The organism is Gammaproteobacteria bacterium (assembly GCA_013697705.1).
Classification (GTDB): Bacteria; Pseudomonadota; Gammaproteobacteria; order UBA6002; family UBA6002; genus UBA6002.
In genome coordinates, this window is the sequence record JACCWJ010000027.1 from 73,338 (window position 1) to 90,997 (window position 17,660).

Here is a 17,660-nt window from a genome sequence, read left to right on the forward strand (position 1 = left end):
AAGAAAATTATACCACATCAAAATACTCGATAAGTAATTGCGCACTTTTATTCCCGCGATATTCATTCACATCCAACCGATATGCAACATGAAGAGTATCGTTTTCATTGAGGAGCATTTTTTTTGGGTCTACGTTGAAGGCTATCGCGTCTATATTAAAATAATCATCTAAGCTGCCCAGCACTAGTTTGAGATGTTTTTCTTTTAAAATCCGATGGGTGATAACCTTAAATTGGCCATCGAAGATGGGTTCTGGAAATCCCTGGCCCCAGGGCCCCGCTCCCTTAAGCACCTCAGCCGTGGCTAATGTTAAAGTATCACAGGTCAACTCCCCATCAGAATGAATAATCCCTTGTAGACTCTCAGGTGAAAGTGTTTGAGAAATTACCGTATTAAATATCTGCGCGAAAAGCTCAAAATTTTCCCGTTTGATACTCAACCCCGCCGCCATAGCATGCCCCCCAAATTTGAGGAGGAGACCGGGATAATTGTTATGAATATTTTCTAAGGCATCACGAATATGTAAGCCGGAAATTGAGCGACAGGAGCCTTTCAATTCTTGTGCATTCGATAAAGCAAATGCAATAGCGGGACGGTGCAAAAGATCTTTAACGCGTGATGCTAAAATACCGATAATGCCTTGATGCCAGGATTCATCAAACAAACAAACCCCGACAGGTAAATTATCTTGAAATTCTAAGGAATTAATATGAGCCACTGCTTGCTCTCGCATTTCCTCTTCAATTTTTTGCCGCTCTTTATTCAAGCTATCCAATTCAGTGGCATAGCCTAATGCAATCGTTTCATTCTCCGCCAATAAACACTCTATTCCTAAGCTCATATCGACCAATCTTCCCGCTGCATTCAATCGCGGAGCTGCGATAAAACCTAGGTCTGAAGCCGTAATTTGCTCACACTTTTTACCCCCAACTTGAAGTAAAGCTTTAATGCCAGGCCGCACATTTCCAGCGCGAATTCGCGTGAGTCCCTGGTGAACTAAAATACGATTATTTAAATCTAATGAAACCACATCAGCTATTGTGCCTAAAGCAACTAAGTCGAGAAATGAAGCCATATTTGGCTCTGGGAGTGATCTTTCCTGAAACCAATTTACTTCTCTCAATTTTGCGCGCAGCGCTAGCATTACATAAAATATCACCCCTACTCCGGCAAGATTTTTGCTGGGAAAAACATCTCCTGGAAGGTTGGGATTAACAATCGCAGCCGCTGCGGGTAATATCGGAGGCGCTAAATGGTGATCTGTAATCACCACCCGGATTCCTTTCTCATTCGCACGAGCAACTCCCTCGAGACTAGAAATTCCATTATCAACGGTGATTAATAAATCAGGGTGGGAATTAGCGGCAACTTCCACGATTTCAGGCGTGAGTCCGTATCCATACTCAAAACGATTCGGGACAAGATAAGTCACTTTATGGGCACCAAAACGTTTGAGGCAGGACACTGCTAATACCGTACTCGTTGCCCCATCTGCATCAAAATCGCCAACCACCATAATATGAGAGGAAGAAAGGAGTGCATCAACTATGCAATTTACCGCTTCTTGAATATTTCCTAAGGAATTAAACGATAAGAGCCTCTCTAATCCTTGCTCTAGTTCTTCATTAGAACGAATTCCTCGGGTGAGGTAGAGGCGTTTCAAGAGAGGGTGAATGTTGCCCGACAATGTAACGTCAGGTAATGATCTTCTTATTATTTGTTTCTTCATTCCCTTAAGCCTTTCCTATCAGAATATTTGAACGTGCTTGCCAAGCCTTATTAGACTAGCACTGAATAGTTACACATTATTTTCGCAAATTGAATAGTCGTAATTTCGATACTTGCCATTTATAAATACTGCCATTTCCCAAACAAATTTCGAGAGAACGAATCTGCCTATTATGGATTTTTTCTAACAACTGAATGATGGTTTGCTGCAGTGTTTCTAAAGGGAGTTGATTATGCTCCAAGCTGATAAAATGATGGCCCTCTTCCTCTGTCGCCTTTAAAAAACCCTCGGCAGAAGTGACTGTTTGGGAACTGCCTGATAATGCCAGCATCCCTTTCACAAATGAATTTTCAGACCAAAATTTAGTGTAATTTTTAAGTTTATAGGTCTTTTCAATCTTACCCTCCCCCCATGGCCACACGCCATTTACCAGCGGTTTACCCAGCTTTTGCCTTTGCGCATTAACAGCATGCTGGAATAACAGCATTTGTAGTTCTGTTAAAATTTTATGCCACCATTTTTGGTTAGTTCCTTGAGGCAAGAAAGCTCTAATATCATGGGCCATCACTTCGTATAAAGGACGGGTCACTAAATATTCTTGGCTGGGTAATTGAATATACCACTCATGCAACGAACCATATCGAATTACCAGCTGATCTTCTTCGAGAAACGCATTTAAGTCGGTAATAAGCGCTTGGACTTCGTGTTCCTCAAGCAGTAGATGATCTCGCCCTATTAGGCACACATTGCCTGCATCCACTAAAAATTCCACCGGATCTATCCGTAACCACCACCCGTCATGGCCTTGAAATCCTTGCCCTAATGCCGAGATAGCCGCATGAGGCGGAATTTCCATGCTGCCCGTCAGCACATTAAACAACATTGCCTCACCCGGTTTTACATTACGATGTTTGGCCTTAGCCAACGTCTTGGCCACGCTCAAGTGGGCACGTGCTGCATCAAACAAGGTATTATCTGAATAACTAACATTCGGCAATGCTAATGTAATGTGCGCGTTAGAATAGTTTTTCATGTTACTGCAACAGTATCCATCTTAAACATTTGCGCCATATTCATAATTGCCTTCGATATTTTAGGCTCATCTTCGATTAAGCTAAAACGTACATATTCATCGCCGAAGGGTCCGAACCCAATACCGGGTGAAACTGAAACGCCCGCTTTAAGTAACAATTGTTTAGAAAATTCAAACGAACCTAAGTGGCGATAGGTTTCAGGAATTCTTGCCCAAACAAACATGCTCGCGCGAGGAATAGCGAATTCCCATTGGGTTTGTTGTAATCCAGCACACAGCAAATCTCTGCGTTTTTTATAAACGGCACAAATTTCTTTTATACTTTCTGGCCCACTGGTTAATGCAGTAATGGCCGCCAACTGAATAGGAGCAAACATACCGTAATCTAGATACGATTTCATTTTAGTTAAAGCGGTGATTAATCTGTCATTGCCGCACATAAAACCAACTCGCCAGCCTGGCATATTATAACTTTTCGAAAGGGTATAACATTCTACAGCCACCTCTTTTGCGCCCTTGACCTGAAGAATAGAAGGCGCCTTATAGTCATCAAAGACTATATCAGCATACGCTAGATCATGTAGCACCCAAATACCGTACTGCTTAGCTAATGCGATAATTTCCTCAAAAAACGACACTTCAACGCACTGGGTGGTGGGATTGGAAGGAAAGTTTAGGACTAAAATTTTAGGTATCGGATTGCTGCCTTCAATTGCAACTTTAATTTTGTTGAAGATATCTTGCTGATTTCCCATCAAAGATACATGCTTAACTTCAGCTCCTGCAATAATAAAGGCATAGGTATGGATTGGATAAGCAGGACTCGGCACGAGGGCTATATCTCCAGGACCCGTAATGGCTAAAGCCAGATGCGCAATCCCTTCCTTCGAACCAATGGTTACAATAGCTTCCTTCTCCGGGTCTAGCTCTGCCTGATAATGCTGCTGGTACCAATCACAAATAGCGGTGCGCAGAGGCGCGATACCTTTTGATAAAGAATACCGATGGTTTTCAGGCTTTTTTGCAGCCTCGATGAGAGTATCAACAATATGGGGAGGCGTCGGTAAATCAGGATTACCCATGCCAAAATCTAAAATTTCCTCGCCGCGTGATTCGGCTTCTGCCTTCATGTCAGCCAAGCCATTGAAGATGTATTGTGGTAGTAACTTAATACGATAAAACTCGTTCATGTTATATTCTGCCTGTTCCGGAAAATACATTATAGTGTAGATCACTGTAGCTGCAGTTGTAATATATACTTATAAAAAGAGTAAAATAGTAATCATTTTTGCTATTTTATTCAAAAAATATTGAATTGTACCTACATGCCGTTAGCAATCAAAATATTAGGGTAAAAAGATGCTTTTGACCAAAGATCACAATCACGGTGATTATGAAATTCGCTCCTACCAAGTAGGTGAGATCAAAATCAACGACCAAACGTATAGCAAAAGTCTTATTGTGGGAGCGCACCAGTTAGAAAATTGGACTCCCCAATGCTTCCAGCAACTTACACCGCAAGATTTTGAAAAAATATTAGATTTTAAACCTAATATAGTCTTAGTAGGCACCGGCGAAAAACTCCTCTTCCCCGAGGCAAAGCTACTTCGTTCCCTCTATGAACATCAAGTGGGTGTCGAAATCATGGCCACTCACGCTGCCTGTCGAACCTTTAATGTTTTAATGTCTGAGGGCAGAAATGTGGTAGCAGCTTTGTTAATACTCTAAGAGATGTGAGAGGTTACTTCGATGAAAAAAAAATTAAGATTTGCCATGGCGCAGTTAGACTTTCTTGTCGGTGACGTTGAAGGCAATATGGAAAAAATAATTGATTACTCCCTTCGCGCCAAAAATGATTTACAAGCAGATTTAGTGATTTTTCCAGAACTCGCTTTGACAGGCTACCCTCCAGAAGATCTACTCTTTCGTCAGGCAATTTATGAACGCACCGAGCAGGCTCTCAAATCCATATTGCAGCAAGTGAAAGGAATTGACGTGATATTGGGTTACCCCGAAAAAAAAGGCGAGGATCGGTTCAATGCTGCTTGTTTAATTCAAGGGGGTGAAATTACCGCTACCTATTACAAAGCTTGTCTTCCCAATTACAGTGTTTTTGATGAAGTACGCTATTTTACAGCCGGCGATCAGCCCTTAGTGGTTAATTATCATGGATTATCACTGGGGATCATTATTTGTGAAGATTTGTGGCATAAAAAACCACTTGAAAAAACGGTAGCTGAAGGGGCGAATTTTATTATTAGTTTAAATGCCTCGCCGTTTGACAGTAAAAAACATGAAGCAAGATTAGCAATGCTCCAAGGTAGAGCGAGAGAAAGTCTTGTTCCCATCCTTTATTTAAATTGTGTGGGTGGGCAAGATGAACTCGTTTTTGACGGAGGTTCGTTAGTGTTAAGTTCTGATGGAGTGATTCATCAACGAGGACCTTTTTACAAAGAACAACTTATCCCTGTAGACATTACTTATGAACCTGGCACGCATGATATAACCATCTCCGATCAGCCCATTTTAAAATTACTCAGCCAAGAAGAACGTATTTATGGTGCGCTCGTTTGTGGTGTTCGAGACTATATTGAAAAAAATAATTTCCCCAGTGCCATTGTGGGATTATCAGGCGGAATTGATTCGGCCCTCACTTTAGCAATTGCTGTTGATGCCATCGGTGCCGATCGAGTGTCAGGAATTTTAATGCCATCGAGATATACCTCTGAGATGAGTAATGAAGATGCACTTAAACAAGCCGCATTAATGAATGTAAAAACCTCTACTATTCCTATTGAAGAAATGTTCAACAATTTTGTAACAACGCTAACGGCTGAATTTCAAGGGCCCCCTAATAGTGTGACACAGCAAAATCTTCAAGCCAGATGCCGTGGCCTCATTTTAATGGGCATCTCTAACAATTGCGGTGCATTAGTTTTGTCGACAGGCAATAAAAGCGAAATCTCCGTTGGATACTGTACTTTGTATGGAGATATGGTGGGTGGTTTCTCTGTGCTAAAAGATATTCCTAAAACCTTGGTGTATCAATTGGCCAATTACCGAAATAAAATTCAACCTGTCATTCCAGAGCGAGTAATAACAAGAGAACCTTCCGCCGAATTAGCCCCTAACCAAAAAGACCAAGATACCTTGCCACCCTACTCCATTCTTGATCAAATCTTAGAGCTTTATGTTGAGCAAGATGAAAGTGTTAAAACTATTGTGGCGAAAGGGTTTGATGAAGGAGTGGTCAAAAAAGTCGTGTTGCTGGTAGATAAGAGTGAATATAAGCGCCGCCAAGCCCCTCCCGGGGTTCGGGTTACCCGTCGCGCCTTTGGGAGAGATAGACGCTATCCCATTACCTCCGGCTATCACAAATCCTTAAAATAGCACTATAGCCACTAGAGGCACGCGTCCATATTCGGCTGAATTTCAATGAAAATTAAAAAGAAAACTGCTCACATACTTTAGTATGCTGCGCTTTTTCTTTTTAATTTTCATTGAAATTCAGCGCAAATCTGAACGTTTTTGCTATTTTATAGATTAGCGCTGAACACTTAGAAGCGTGATGACACAATTCAAATTTTAAGAATCTCTGCTCCAGCTACAAGGTGTAGCCACTGATGCTACAAACGCTTGGTTTCGTTTGGATAATTCACCTTAAGTACTTCTAAAGCATCATTGGCTAACTCATCATCCCCGAGGGCGCGATAGGACTTAACCATAATTACTAATGCCGTAGGAACCTGAGGGGTACCCGGTAAATGCTGAACAATATAACTGGCTCTATTAGCGGCAGCTACATAAGCATGGCGATTGAAATAGAACTCTGCAATTTGCAGTTCATGCCGAGCGAGTAAATTTTTTATATGGACCATTCGTTTTTGGGCATCGGCTGCATAAATGCAGCTGGGATACAACTGAAGTAGTCTTTGAAAATCCACAAATGCATGTGACAAACTGGCGAGATCACGTTTTGCTGGGTCACAAGGAAATGCGTTATAAATCCAGCTAATATTTCGATCCATGTTCACCACTCCCCGCAAATAATAAACGTAGGCGATTTTGGGACTCATGGGATAGAGACGAATATATCGATCTGAAGCCGCAATAGCAGAGTCAGGATCGCCTGCCTTGTAATAGGCATAGATTAAATCAACTTGGGTTTGCTCTGCTCTCGGGTCAAAGGGATATAACGCATCGAAGGCTTCAAACTCTGCCACGGCTTCCTTAAAATGCTTTTTAGAAAGTGAGCGCTCTCCCTTAACAAAAATCTCTTGAGGAGGTTTACCCTTATACGCCTCAGAGCCAGTAGGAGGAGCCGCGCATCCTGCTAAATAAAAAAGCACGAATACTAAAATTATCCATTTGTCGTTTTTCATTTTTAATCTTATGAGTTAAATTACAGGTTCGGAATTATAAACAATATGTAGTTATCTTGGTCAATACTTAAATACCATAAATTATGAATCAAATACATCTTAACAATATCATTAGCGACGACCTAGCGGGTTTTCGCCTAGATCAAGCACTCGCAAAATTATTTCCCCAATTTTCCCGTTCCCAGCTACAGCAATGGATTGAGAAGGGAGGAGTGACAGTAAATCAAAAAAAAATCATCAAAAGTAAGGATCGCGTTTATCCCGGGCAGAAGGTCGAATTAAATGTGACCCTTGAAAATAGAGAAGAATGGACAGCAGAAGCCCTCCCCTTGGATATTGTTTTTGAAGATGAATCTTTATTAGTCATCAATAAGCCCCCTGGCCTGGTAGTGCATCCTGGAGCAGGTAACCTACGCTCTACCCTGGTTAATGCTCTCCTTTACTACGATACTGAATTACAAAAGCTGCCCCGAGCAGGGTTGATCCATAGGTTAGATAAGGATACGTCGGGCTTGCTCTTAATTGCGCGAAATTTAACGGCTTTTCACCATCTATCACAGCAAATGCAACAGAGAACGATCCACCGCTCTTATGCAGCTATCGTAGAGGGATCCCCAAAACTCATGGATACTATTAACCTGGCCATTGGACGCCACCCCACGCAACGTACCAAAATGTCGGTTTTAATGCATGGTGGTAGATCGGCTGTGACGCATTTTAAAGTGTTAGAAAAGTTTTTAACGCATGCCTATTTAGATATAGAACTCGAGACAGGAAGAACGCATCAAATCCGGGTCCATATGGCTTATATTAATCACCCTATTTTAGGGGATCCAGTTTATGGCAAGTCTCACCGGTATGATCGATTAAGTGAGGAACTATCTCAACAAATAGCAGATTTCAAACGGCAAGCCCTGCATGCTAAAAAAATCAGCTTTCGACACCCTGTCACTGAGGAATTAGTTACCCTTGAGTCTAACTTGCCCGATGACTTAGAAAATTTATTGCAGGCTTTTAGAAAATATAATGCAACTAGCCTATAAAAATTATAATTTTTTTGTTAAAATCAGATATTTTATGTGGAAGATAAAATAAAATTATGCAATTTATTAAACCAGACTGGCCGGCACCGAGCAATGTATATGCCTACTCTACGACTCGACAACATGGAGAAAGTGACGCCGCTTTTAGTAGCTTTAACCTCGCGGATCATGTGGGTGATGAACCTCAGCACGTAGCAGATAATAGGTTATTGCTTGCTAAACATTTAAACTTGCCAGCGGAGCCTATCTGGCTAAATCAAATCCACAGCAATAAGGTGTTGCGGCTAACAGAAGCGCAAGAAACAAAACCTATAGGTGATGCTACTATTACTGATGCCCTAGATACGGTTTGCGCCATTATGACGGCAGATTGTCTGCCTATATTAATTTGTGATAGAAAAGGCACCCAAGTATCCGCTATTCATGCAGGATGGCGTGGCTTGGCAACGAGTATTATCGAGAATACTATTGATGAAATGAAGGAAGACCCCTCACAGCTACTCGCTTGGTTAGGCCCAGCAATTGGCCCCCAAGCATTTGAGGTATCCAGGGACGTATTAGAATCATTTACACCCTTAGGAGAGCCAACGAATGAGGCGTTCAAACCTAAACCAGGCGTCTCCGATAAATGGCTTGCTAATATATTCTTATTAGCGAAACAAAGGTTGCAGGCACTGGGGTTAACGTCTATTTATGGAGGAGAATTTTGCACTTATTCGGATCAAAAAAACTTTTACTCTTATCGACGTGATCATGGTATAACTGGCCGAATGGCCACATTAATTTGGTTGAGCGCTTAAAATGTTGAGGAAACTTACGATGACAAAAAATTTATGTAGAATGCTGGCGGGGATATTTTTGAGCTTGATAGTAATCAACTCTGTTTCAGCTAAAGTACCGCCGATGTTGCATGGCAAGGCTGACAATCCTGAATTAGCCAATATGCTTCAAAAAATAATGCCCGCTGTTGTCAACATCACTGCGCAAGGAGATGCACCTATGCAGGCTGCCAGCGCTCAAAGACAGCGAGGAGGCGACGCAAATCCTTACAATCCCTTTCCTCGCTTTCAAGCGGTTGGATCCGGCGTGGTTGTCGATGCTGCGAACGGGTACATTGTCACCAATGCACATGTAATACGTCATGCTGATGTATTAATTGTGTCACTAAGTGACGGTCGTCGTTTAAAGGCCAGAAAAATTGGTGAAGACCCCGCTACTGATATAGCCGTTTTACAAGTCTATGCTAAATATCTTGAAGCCATCCCTCTTGCAAACTCGAATGCTGTCAAAGTCGGTGACTTTGTTGCGGCCATTGGCAACCCTTTTGGACTACAACAAACTGTTACCTCTGGTATGGTCAGCGCGTTAAATCGTAGCGTGGGCATTGAAGGGCCGCTCGGCTATGAAAATTTCATTCAGACAGATGCTTCAATTAATCCAGGTAATTCTGGTGGAGCTTTAGTCGATATAGAAGGAAAGTTAGTGGGTATAAACACTGCGATTCTCGCCCCCCTCGGTGGCAATATCGGTATTGGTTTTGCTATTCCCAGCAACATGGTCACAAACGTGGCTGCTCAATTAATAAAATATGGCAAAGTGCAACGAGGCGTTTTAGGAATTATGGTCCAAGATCTAACGCCTGATTTAGCTGATGCTTTTAAAGTGCATGATGCCCGAGGCGCTTTAGTTACCCTGGTTACGCCGGATTCTTCCGCTCAAAAAGTAGGTTTAAAAGCTAAAGATGTCGTCCAATCTATTAATAATGAAACAATTACTAATGCCGCCCAGCTTCGCAGTATTGTCGGAACATTACCTGTTGGCAGTAAATTGAATGTGGTTGCATTACGTAATAAAGAGCGTCTTAATTTTAATGCAGTGATTCAAGATCTTCCCAAAAATGACCTTACCGATCGCAAACCATTGCTTTCAGGCGTAAGACTTAATAATTTTGTGCAACTAGATCCTCAAATTGGGACAGTTAAAGGCGTGTTAGTCCTCCAGGTTGATGACTCCAGCAATGCATGGCTTGCTGGCCTAAGACCTGCTGATGTTATTCTTACTGCCAATGAACAACCTGTAACGGACATTGACCAACTGGTTAAGCTAGCCACACAATCCACCGATCAATTATTATTAAAAGTTAGACGTTCAAACGGAATGATCTACGTAGTGATAACTTAACTAAATAGACACCTTGTAGCCCGGATGTAGCGCAGCGAAATCCGGGACTTCCCCTGAATTACACCGCTGTTTCATACAGAATACTGAAGGCTCCCTGTATTATCAAAATCTGACCCATGCTCTTCTGGTTGGCTCTTGCCCGATAAACTAAATCTTCTCTCACGTGGATTCGAATCCGCTGCAGGAACTCTCCGATAACCCAAAGCCTCTCCTCCCCGCCCCTCTTCCTTACTAAATAAACCCTTGAGAGAATTGGTAAATTTAAAATTATATTTTTTATCAATGATTTCAAATATTTTAATAGCGAGCACAACCACAACGGTGGCTATCAGAATAGCCGAAGGGATAATACCCAAACTTAATACCCCGAGAGTACTCAAAGTACTGATCAACGCTAATGCAGTAACCCCCATTGAAAAAGTGAAATATGTCGCGCCAAAAGCAACCTTATGCTGGGCAGCACTAATTTCTTTCTTCTCTCCGCGGAGTTTAGCTTGCTGAAGCTTATGATACTTTTGAGTGAGCTCTATACCCGAAATTACGCAGACAGTAGCAGGAATCAGAACCGAGGCGACTGCTGCCGCTAGACTGAATCCAACCCCCGTAAAAATTAACAAACAACTGGAGAAAGCAATACCAAAACTGCCCGCTCCTATCTTGGCCTGATTCGAACGCATTAGGAATATATTTTTTTGAAGCTTACGTTTAGCTTTTCTAAAGCCTGAGACACCCTCTGCTATTTCTAAAGGGAAAACCAGAAAACCTGCGGCCCCTAACAATATGGAACCTATTGATCCATAGGCTTTAGGTAAGGTATTTTTTAACAGAAAGGGAATGTCATCGAGAACACAGATTGCCTTCTGGCTCAACTTACTACAATTTTTAACAAAATGTTTAACGCTAGACGCCTTGTTATATTCCTGGGGATTGTGCATCTTACTTTCCTCTTTATTTTCGTAGGGATCATAGCTGCATATTCTCTAGATGTAAATGATAATTGTTCTCATTATAGGAGGAGGATAATACATGGAGGATAGAGGAGTAGCGCCTGGTTAGACGGGGTTATCTATATCTACAAAGTGATGGATAAGATTAAATTTTTGGCTGAGATGCTCTCCAAGCGCCTTCACACCATAGCGTTCTGTAGCGTGATGACCTGCGGCATAAAAGTGAATATTATTTTCCTTAGCCAGATGGAAAGTCCTTTCTGAAACCTCTCCCGTAAGATAAGCATCGATATTTTGATCAATTGCCTGTGATAAATAATCCTGAGCACCCCCCGTACACCACGCGACTGTTTCAATAGAGCGATCATTACTTTCAATGTGTAATGGGGTACGCAAAAGTTTTCTTGCAATCAGCTCTGAAAATAACTCTCCGGATAATGCCCGGGGTAATCTGCCTTTGTAACCTAGATTTAAACCAGGTTCGACTTCAAAAGTTTCAATATTTTCTAATCCCAGAAGCTGACCCAGCTGAATATTGTTGCCATAGAGCGGGTGGGCATCTAAAGGTAGATGGTAGGCCAGTAAATTGATTTCATTTAGAAGTAATGCTTTGATGCGCCGGTATTTCATGCCAACTATTGAGGGAGATTCATTCTTCCAAAAAAAACCATGATGTACCAGGAGGGCATCCGCTTGCAACTCAATAGCGGCTTCAATCAGTGCTTGACTAGCGCTGACTCCCGTTACCAATGTTTTTATGGTGGAATTACCTTGTACTTGCAACCCATTAGGACAGTAATCACGAAATAGTTGAGGTTGCAGTAAATCATTTAAATAATTAATAACCGTACTTAATTCAATCACTTTGATTACCTTTGTGGCCTTTGTAGCCTGGATGCAGCACAGCGAAATCCGGGGTTTTGTCACGGGAAGGCAAAAAACCCCGGATTTCGCTTGCGCTACATCCAGGCTACTTTTAGGAGGAGACTCGCTTTATTTGAGCTCCGAGCGAAGACAACTTTTCTTCGATACATTCATAGCCTCGATCAATATGATAGATACGATCTACAATGGTTTTGCCCTCTGCTACTAAACCTGCCAATACCAGGCTAGCAGATGCGCGTAAATCAGTCGCCATTACCGGCGCACCAGTTAAATTATTTACGCCTTTACAAATGGCCGTATTTCCTTGCAAGCTAATATCCGCACCCATTCTTTGCAACTCATGAACATGCATAAAACGGTTCTCAAATATATTCTCAGTGATCGTTCCGACCCCCTCGGCAATAGTATTAAGCGCCATAATTTGAGCCTGCATATCTGTTGGAAAAGCAGGGTAAGGTGCCGTTGATACACTAACCGATTTTGGTCTATTACCTGCCATATCAAGCTCAACCCAATCAGGGCCAGTGGTAATGATGGCCCCTGCTTCCCTTAATTTAATTAAGATAGATTCAAGAATTTCTGGATGGATATCTTTTATCTTGATTTTCCCACGTGTCATTGCTGCTGCGGTGAGATAAGTGCCTGCCTCTATTCGATCTGGCAACACCCGATAATGACCGCCCGATAATTGCTCAACCCCCATGATGACGATGGTATCAGTACCTGCCCCTTGAATATCAGCTCCCAGCGAATTAAGAAAATTAGCAAGATCCCTGACTTCGGGCTCTCTAGCGGCATTTTTAAGAATGGTTTGCCCATCCGCCAAGGCCGCAGCCATCATCAAATTTTCAGTGCCGGTAACCGTTATGGTATCAAGAACTAGATTTGCACCCGTTAAACGTTTAGGAGCCACCGCCCTAATATAACCATTTTCTACCGTAATTTGCGCCCCCATGGCCTGCATGCCTTTGAGGTGAATATCAACAGGGCGTGAACCGATGGCGCAACCGCCAGGCAGTGAAACTTCTGCTTTTCCATAGCGAGCAAGCAGTGGGCCTAACACCAAAATCGAAGCACGCATCGTTTTTACTAACTCATAATGGGCAGCAAAATTATTAAGCGGTTGTGAGTCTACTTGAATATTCATTCGCTCATCTATCATCAATTGAGCGCCCATTCTGCCAAGCAATTCCATCGTAGTGGTAACATCTTGTAAATGAGGAACATTCGAAATAGTGACCGGTTCAGAAGCTAACAGAGACCCCGCTAAGATGGGTAATGCTGCGTTCTTCGCCCCCGAAATTCGGATTTCGCCATTTAAAGTAATGCCACCTGTTATGATTAATTTATCCATTATTTTATCTTCGTTGTGTTACACATATATTGTTCCAAAAAAGGCATTACTTCGCACACGTTCGCAATCTCTAACAACTGTGCGGGAAGATTCACAAATTCAAAGGATTTACCTTTTTGTTTTGCAAATCGTAACCAATTAAACAGAAGTGCGATTGCCGAGCTGTCAACGAAGGCAACTTTCGCAAAATCTAATCGCACTTCTTCTGTTGTTACAAATAACTCAGTACCTTTTTTGTAGAGTTGAGCTGCTGTTTCAAAATTAATTAGACCAAAAATCTTGAAATCATCTTGGTCTTTCTCAATTCTACATTCATTCATTACTATTGCGCCTTTAAACGATTCATAAGCCCAGCCAAGCCTTTTTGTTGCAAAATACTATCAAATTGAGATCGATAGCTGCTAATCATGCTAATACCTTCGACACTAAAATCATACACTTTCCAAGCGCCGCCAGATTGGACTAATCGATAACTCACAGGAATACGCTGACCTGATTTTCGAAGGACAACACTTTCCACTTGTGGTCTTGCAGCAGCGCTATCTCTCATAGGTTTGAACTCAATGGTTTCGCCATTAAAAGTAGAGAGTGGCGCTGCATAGACTTTAATAACTAAATTGGTAAATGCACGTTTAAACTCTTCGCGTTCAGCGGGAGTTGCTTTTGCCCAATATTCACGGCCCACAACAGATCGAGACATTGTTTCAAGGTCAACATGAGGTAATAGCACGCGATTGATAATACCGCCAACGACTTGTTTGTTAATATTTCCTTGATTTTTATTGAGTTCTGAGAGCATTTGATTAGAAACTTGTTTTAACATTTCTGCCGGCGCCGCATCCGCCAACGCTGTGAGCGTAGATAGTAAAAATAGAAATGATAAACAATATGCTTTAATTTTCATAAATTCCTCCTAGGTTATTAATCTTTGTTCTTCATACTAAACAACAGTTGGCCAATTAAATTTTCGAGTATTAACGCAGGATGCGTATTATTAATTACATCTCCATTTTTTAGAGCTACTTCTTCAAAGCCGGGAGTAAGTCCTACATAATTTGAACCCAACAAGCCCTCGGTTAAGATATTTGCTGAAGTATCGGTAGGAAGATTATTCTCATGTTTATTGATGAGCAACGTCACCTTTGCTTTAAAGTGTTGATTTTGTAATTCAATTTTCTCAATTTGGCCAATTTTGACGCCTGCAATTCGAACCGGAGCCCTTTCCTTGAGGGAGCCAATGTTATCGAACTCTGCCACCAAGCGATAATATTCCGAAGCCCGGCCTTGACTTAAACCACTTACTTTTAATCCTAACAATAATAAGGAAAGCAAAGCCGCTATCATAAAAAGGCCAACTGTCATTTCTACTATTTTCTTTTGCACAATTACCATCCTTCTAACATGACCGCAGTCAAAATAAAATCGAAACCCAAAATGGCTAACGATGAGAAAACCACGGTTCGGGTCGTTGCTCTACTTATGCCAGGCGCAGTGGGTTCACAATAAAACCCTTGATATACCGCAATCCACGTCACAATAAAACCAAAGACCAAACTCTTAATAATGCCGTTAACTATATCTAAACGGAAATCCACAGCGGATTGCATATTTGACCAAAAAGATCCTGCATCAATCCCCAGCCATTCTACTCCGACTAGAAAGCCGCCATAAATAGCAACAATGTTGAAAATAACCGTCAACATTGGCATGGAGATAAAACCCGCCCAGAAACGGGGGGAAATAACACGCCATAAAGGATCAACTGCCATAATTTCCATACTTGAAAGCTGTTCCGTTGCGCTCATCAAGCCAATTTCAGCCGTAAGTGCCGTACCCGCACGTCCTGCAAATAACAAAGCAGTGACCACCGGTCCAAGTTCTCTAACTACACTTAAGGCGACTAATTGACCTAGCTGTTGTTCGGCGCCGAAATGCCGCAAGGTATGATATCCCTGTAATCCCAGCACCAATCCAATGAAAAGTCCCGAAACCAAAATTACCAGTAATGATAGTACACCTACACTAAAAAGTTGTTGTACAACCAACGAAAAACTTGCTTTCAACCTCGGTCGTCGCAGTAGAGTCTTAACTAAAAAAGTGCCTGAACGCCCTAAACGAGTAAAGAATAGCACGCCTATCTGACCAAATGTTTGTATCCACATTGTCACAGTTTTAAATCCTCTTCGTAACTATTTCCTGGATAATGAAATGGAACCGTGCCATCAGGTAATCCTTCCATAAATTGATGGACATCGGGTGATTTTGAGGAGGCAATCTCTTGCGGCGTACCCTGACCAATAATTTTTCCATTAAATAAGATGTAAATATAGTCTGCAATAGAGGAAGTTTCTGCCACATCATGGGAAACAATAATAGAGGTGACTCCCAATACTTGATTAATTTTCTTAATAAGAGAGACAAGCACTCCCATTGTGATTGGATCTTGGCCTGTAAAAGGTTCATCGTACATGAGTAGGTCTGGATCAAGCGCCAAACATCTTGCTAAGGCTACTCGTCGTGACATACCTCCCGATAATTGATTGGGCTTAAGGTGGCGGGCTCCGCGCAAACCCACCGCTTGTAATTTCATAATAACTAAATCGTGAATCATTTCTTTTGGAAGGTTGGTATGTTCTCTCAATGGAAAAGCCACGTTTTCATAGACATTCAAATTGGTAAATAAAGCCCCACTTTGAAACAGAACCCCAATTCGACGCCTAAGCGCATAAAGTTCAGGGCGACTGAGTTTATGCACATCCAAACCATCCACTAAAACACTTCCAGAACGCGCCTTAAGTTGGGCGCTGATCAATTTTAAAAGAGTTGTTTTGCCTGTGCCACTTGGGCCCATTATGGCTGTTATTTTTCCACGAGGGATTTGAAGATTAATTTTATCGAAGACAACACGATCCCCAAAAGCATATGTTAAGTCATTTATTTTTATAAAATGGTCATTTTTCGTACTATGGTCCATATCACCCATTCTTTATTATCCCCGAAACAAAGTATATATTTAGCACAGCCGGTTATGGGACACAACTCCCCATTTATATAAGCTACCGAGAATAATGAATCTAGTTTATAATGCCGAACTCAAAAATAATCTACTACTCAATGTTGCAGAAGATAAATGATAAATGCGAATAATCTCTACGAGTCCGCCCGCTTAGTAATTAATATCGAGATAGATGCAATCAAAAGCTTATTAGCGAGTATAAATGATGATTTTGGTAAAGCTTGCCGTTATTTTCTTGATTGTGAAGGCCGAGTCATTGTTTTAGGTATGGGAAAATCAGGGCATATTGGAAATAAAATTGCTGCCACCTTAGCCAGCACAGGCACACCCTCTTTTTTTATACACCCAGCTGAAGCCAGCCATGGCGATATGGGCATGGTGACCAGAAAAGATGTAATTCTCGCCATTTCCAATTCTGGCGAAACCAACGAAATTTTAAATTTATTACCTTTTATCAATCACCTTGCAATACCGATGATTACTATGACAGGTAATCCATTATCCACACTAGCTCGAAAAGCGACTGTAAATATAGATATAAATGTTCCTAAGGAAGCTTGTCCGCTCGGGCTGGCCCCCACTTCTAGCACCACCGCAACGCTTGTTATGGGTGATGCTATCGCTATCGCTCTTCTAGAAGCGCGGGGGTTTACAGCAGAAAATTTTGCCTTATTTCACCCCGGCGGAAGCTTAGGCAAACGATTATTATTGAAAATTCAAGATCTGATGCGAACGGGCTCCCAATTGCCCAGCGTACTTGAAACGGCATCTATAAGAGAAGCCCTTGTTGAAATGACGCAAAAAAATTTGGGAATGACCTCGGTTGTTAGTGAACAGAATAAGTTGGTCGGCATTTATACCGATGGTGATTTAAGACGCACCCTTCATAAGAACATCAACCTGCATGAAACATCGATTAATGTTGTGATGACAAAATCATGTAAAACTATTGCCCCAAACCTACTCGCCATAGAAGCATTACAGATAATGGAAAATCATAAAATCACCTCCCTCTTAGTAGTAGATCACCACGATAACTTAGTGGGCGTAGCTCACTTACATGACTTATTAAACGCTGGATTATAAGGGT

The 17,660-nt window shown here is 41.7% G+C and carries 18 protein-coding genes; 6 read left to right on the forward strand and 12 right to left on the reverse strand.

Annotated elements, in window-relative coordinates; genetic code table 11:
* Positions 1–7: 7 nt before the first annotated feature.
* From recJ to H0U71_06740, 3 genes are all read right to left on the reverse strand, one after another.
* Positions 8–1,729 (reverse strand): single-stranded-DNA-specific exonuclease RecJ, encoded by a 1,722-nt coding sequence (gene recJ, locus H0U71_06730; protein MBA2654745.1) that lies wholly within the window; start codon positions 1,727–1,729, stop codon positions 8–10.
* Between the two features lie 76 nt (positions 1,730–1,805).
* Complete coding sequence (locus H0U71_06735; protein ID MBA2654746.1) at positions 1,806–2,762, reverse strand: hypothetical protein; 957 nt, start codon at positions 2,760–2,762, stop codon at positions 1,806–1,808.
* The gene (locus tag H0U71_06740; GenBank protein MBA2654747.1) at positions 2,759–3,952 is read right to left on the reverse strand and encodes an aminotransferase class I/II-fold pyridoxal phosphate-dependent enzyme; all 1,194 of its coding nucleotides are present in this window, start codon (positions 3,950–3,952) and stop codon (positions 2,759–2,761) included. Before H0U71_06740 ends, H0U71_06735 begins: the two co-directional genes overlap by 4 nt.
* 169 nt (positions 3,953–4,121) lie before the next feature.
* On the opposite strand from H0U71_06740, the gene H0U71_06745 reads away from it, so the two are divergent.
* Both H0U71_06745 and H0U71_06750 read left to right on the forward strand, forming a co-directional pair.
* Positions 4,122–4,490: an Mth938-like domain-containing protein gene (locus tag H0U71_06745; GenBank protein ID MBA2654748.1), complete on the forward strand. Its 369-nt coding sequence runs from the start codon at positions 4,122–4,124 to the stop codon at positions 4,488–4,490.
* 21 nt (positions 4,491–4,511) lie between these two features.
* On the forward strand, positions 4,512–6,152 hold the full coding sequence (locus H0U71_06750; GenBank protein MBA2654749.1) for an NAD+ synthase: 1,641 nt from the start codon (positions 4,512–4,514) through the stop codon (positions 6,150–6,152).
* Positions 6,153–6,388: 236 nt separating this feature from the next.
* Here H0U71_06750 and H0U71_06755 read toward each other — a convergent pair whose 3' ends face one another.
* Positions 6,389–7,144, reverse strand: coding sequence for an outer membrane protein assembly factor BamD (locus H0U71_06755; protein ID MBA2654750.1), 756 nt, complete (start codon positions 7,142–7,144; stop codon positions 6,389–6,391).
* Between the two features lie 83 nt (positions 7,145–7,227).
* On the opposite strand from H0U71_06755, the gene rluD reads away from it, so the two are divergent.
* The 3 genes from rluD (at position 7,228) to H0U71_06770 (ending at position 10,368) form a co-directional block, all read left to right on the forward strand.
* Positions 7,228–8,187: a 23S rRNA pseudouridine(1911/1915/1917) synthase RluD gene (rluD, locus tag H0U71_06760; GenBank protein ID MBA2654751.1), complete on the forward strand. Its 960-nt coding sequence runs from the start codon at positions 7,228–7,230 to the stop codon at positions 8,185–8,187.
* Between the two features lie 56 nt (positions 8,188–8,243).
* Positions 8,244–8,987: a peptidoglycan editing factor PgeF gene (pgeF, locus tag H0U71_06765; GenBank protein ID MBA2654752.1), complete on the forward strand. Its 744-nt coding sequence runs from the start codon at positions 8,244–8,246 to the stop codon at positions 8,985–8,987.
* 142 nt (positions 8,988–9,129) lie between these two features.
* Positions 9,130–10,368 carry a Do family serine endopeptidase gene (locus tag H0U71_06770; protein ID MBA2654753.1) on the forward strand — a complete coding sequence of 413 codons (1,239 nt, stop codon included), beginning with the start codon at positions 9,130–9,132 and terminating at the stop codon, positions 10,366–10,368.
* A gap of 71 nt (positions 10,369–10,439) precedes the next feature.
* Here H0U71_06770 and H0U71_06775 read toward each other — a convergent pair whose 3' ends face one another.
* The 8 genes from H0U71_06775 to H0U71_06810 form a co-directional block, all read right to left on the reverse strand.
* Positions 10,440–11,303: a hypothetical protein gene (locus tag H0U71_06775; GenBank protein MBA2654754.1), complete on the reverse strand. Its 864-nt coding sequence runs from the start codon at positions 11,301–11,303 to the stop codon at positions 10,440–10,442.
* A gap of 117 nt (positions 11,304–11,420) precedes the next feature.
* Entirely contained in the window at positions 11,421–12,176 is a 756-nt protein-coding gene (locus tag H0U71_06780; GenBank protein ID MBA2654755.1) for a Nif3-like dinuclear metal center hexameric protein, read from the reverse strand.
* A gap of 115 nt (positions 12,177–12,291) precedes the next feature.
* Positions 12,292–13,554 carry a UDP-N-acetylglucosamine 1-carboxyvinyltransferase gene (gene murA, locus H0U71_06785; protein ID MBA2654756.1) on the reverse strand — a complete coding sequence of 421 codons (1,263 nt, stop codon included), beginning with the start codon at positions 13,552–13,554 and terminating at the stop codon, positions 12,292–12,294.
* Positions 13,554–13,874 (reverse strand): STAS domain-containing protein, encoded by a 321-nt coding sequence (locus H0U71_06790; protein MBA2654757.1) that lies wholly within the window; start codon positions 13,872–13,874, stop codon positions 13,554–13,556. Before H0U71_06790 ends, murA begins: the two co-directional genes overlap by 1 nt.
* Before the next feature lie 2 nt (positions 13,875–13,876).
* The gene (locus tag H0U71_06795) at positions 13,877–14,458 is read right to left on the reverse strand and encodes an ABC transporter substrate-binding protein (protein MBA2654758.1); all 582 of its coding nucleotides are present in this window, start codon (positions 14,456–14,458) and stop codon (positions 13,877–13,879) included.
* A 17-nt stretch (positions 14,459–14,475) separates the two neighbouring features.
* A complete protein-coding gene (gene mlaD / locus H0U71_06800; protein ID MBA2654759.1) occupies positions 14,476–14,940 on the reverse strand; it encodes an outer membrane lipid asymmetry maintenance protein MlaD in 465 nt (154 codons plus the stop codon).
* On the reverse strand, positions 14,940–15,716 hold the full coding sequence (mlaE, locus tag H0U71_06805) for a lipid asymmetry maintenance ABC transporter permease subunit MlaE (GenBank protein MBA2654760.1): 777 nt from the start codon (positions 15,714–15,716) through the stop codon (positions 14,940–14,942). The genes mlaD and mlaE overlap by 1 nt, the downstream gene beginning before the upstream one ends.
* Positions 15,717–15,718: 2 nt before the next feature.
* The gene (locus H0U71_06810) at positions 15,719–16,528 is read right to left on the reverse strand and encodes an ABC transporter ATP-binding protein (GenBank protein ID MBA2654761.1); all 810 of its coding nucleotides are present in this window, start codon (positions 16,526–16,528) and stop codon (positions 15,719–15,721) included.
* A 156-nt stretch (positions 16,529–16,684) separates the two neighbouring features.
* On the opposite strand from H0U71_06810, the gene H0U71_06815 reads away from it, so the two are divergent.
* Positions 16,685–17,656, forward strand: coding sequence for a KpsF/GutQ family sugar-phosphate isomerase (locus tag H0U71_06815; GenBank protein ID MBA2654762.1), 972 nt, complete (start codon positions 16,685–16,687; stop codon positions 17,654–17,656).
* The last annotated feature ends 4 nt before the right edge of the window (positions 17,657–17,660 follow it).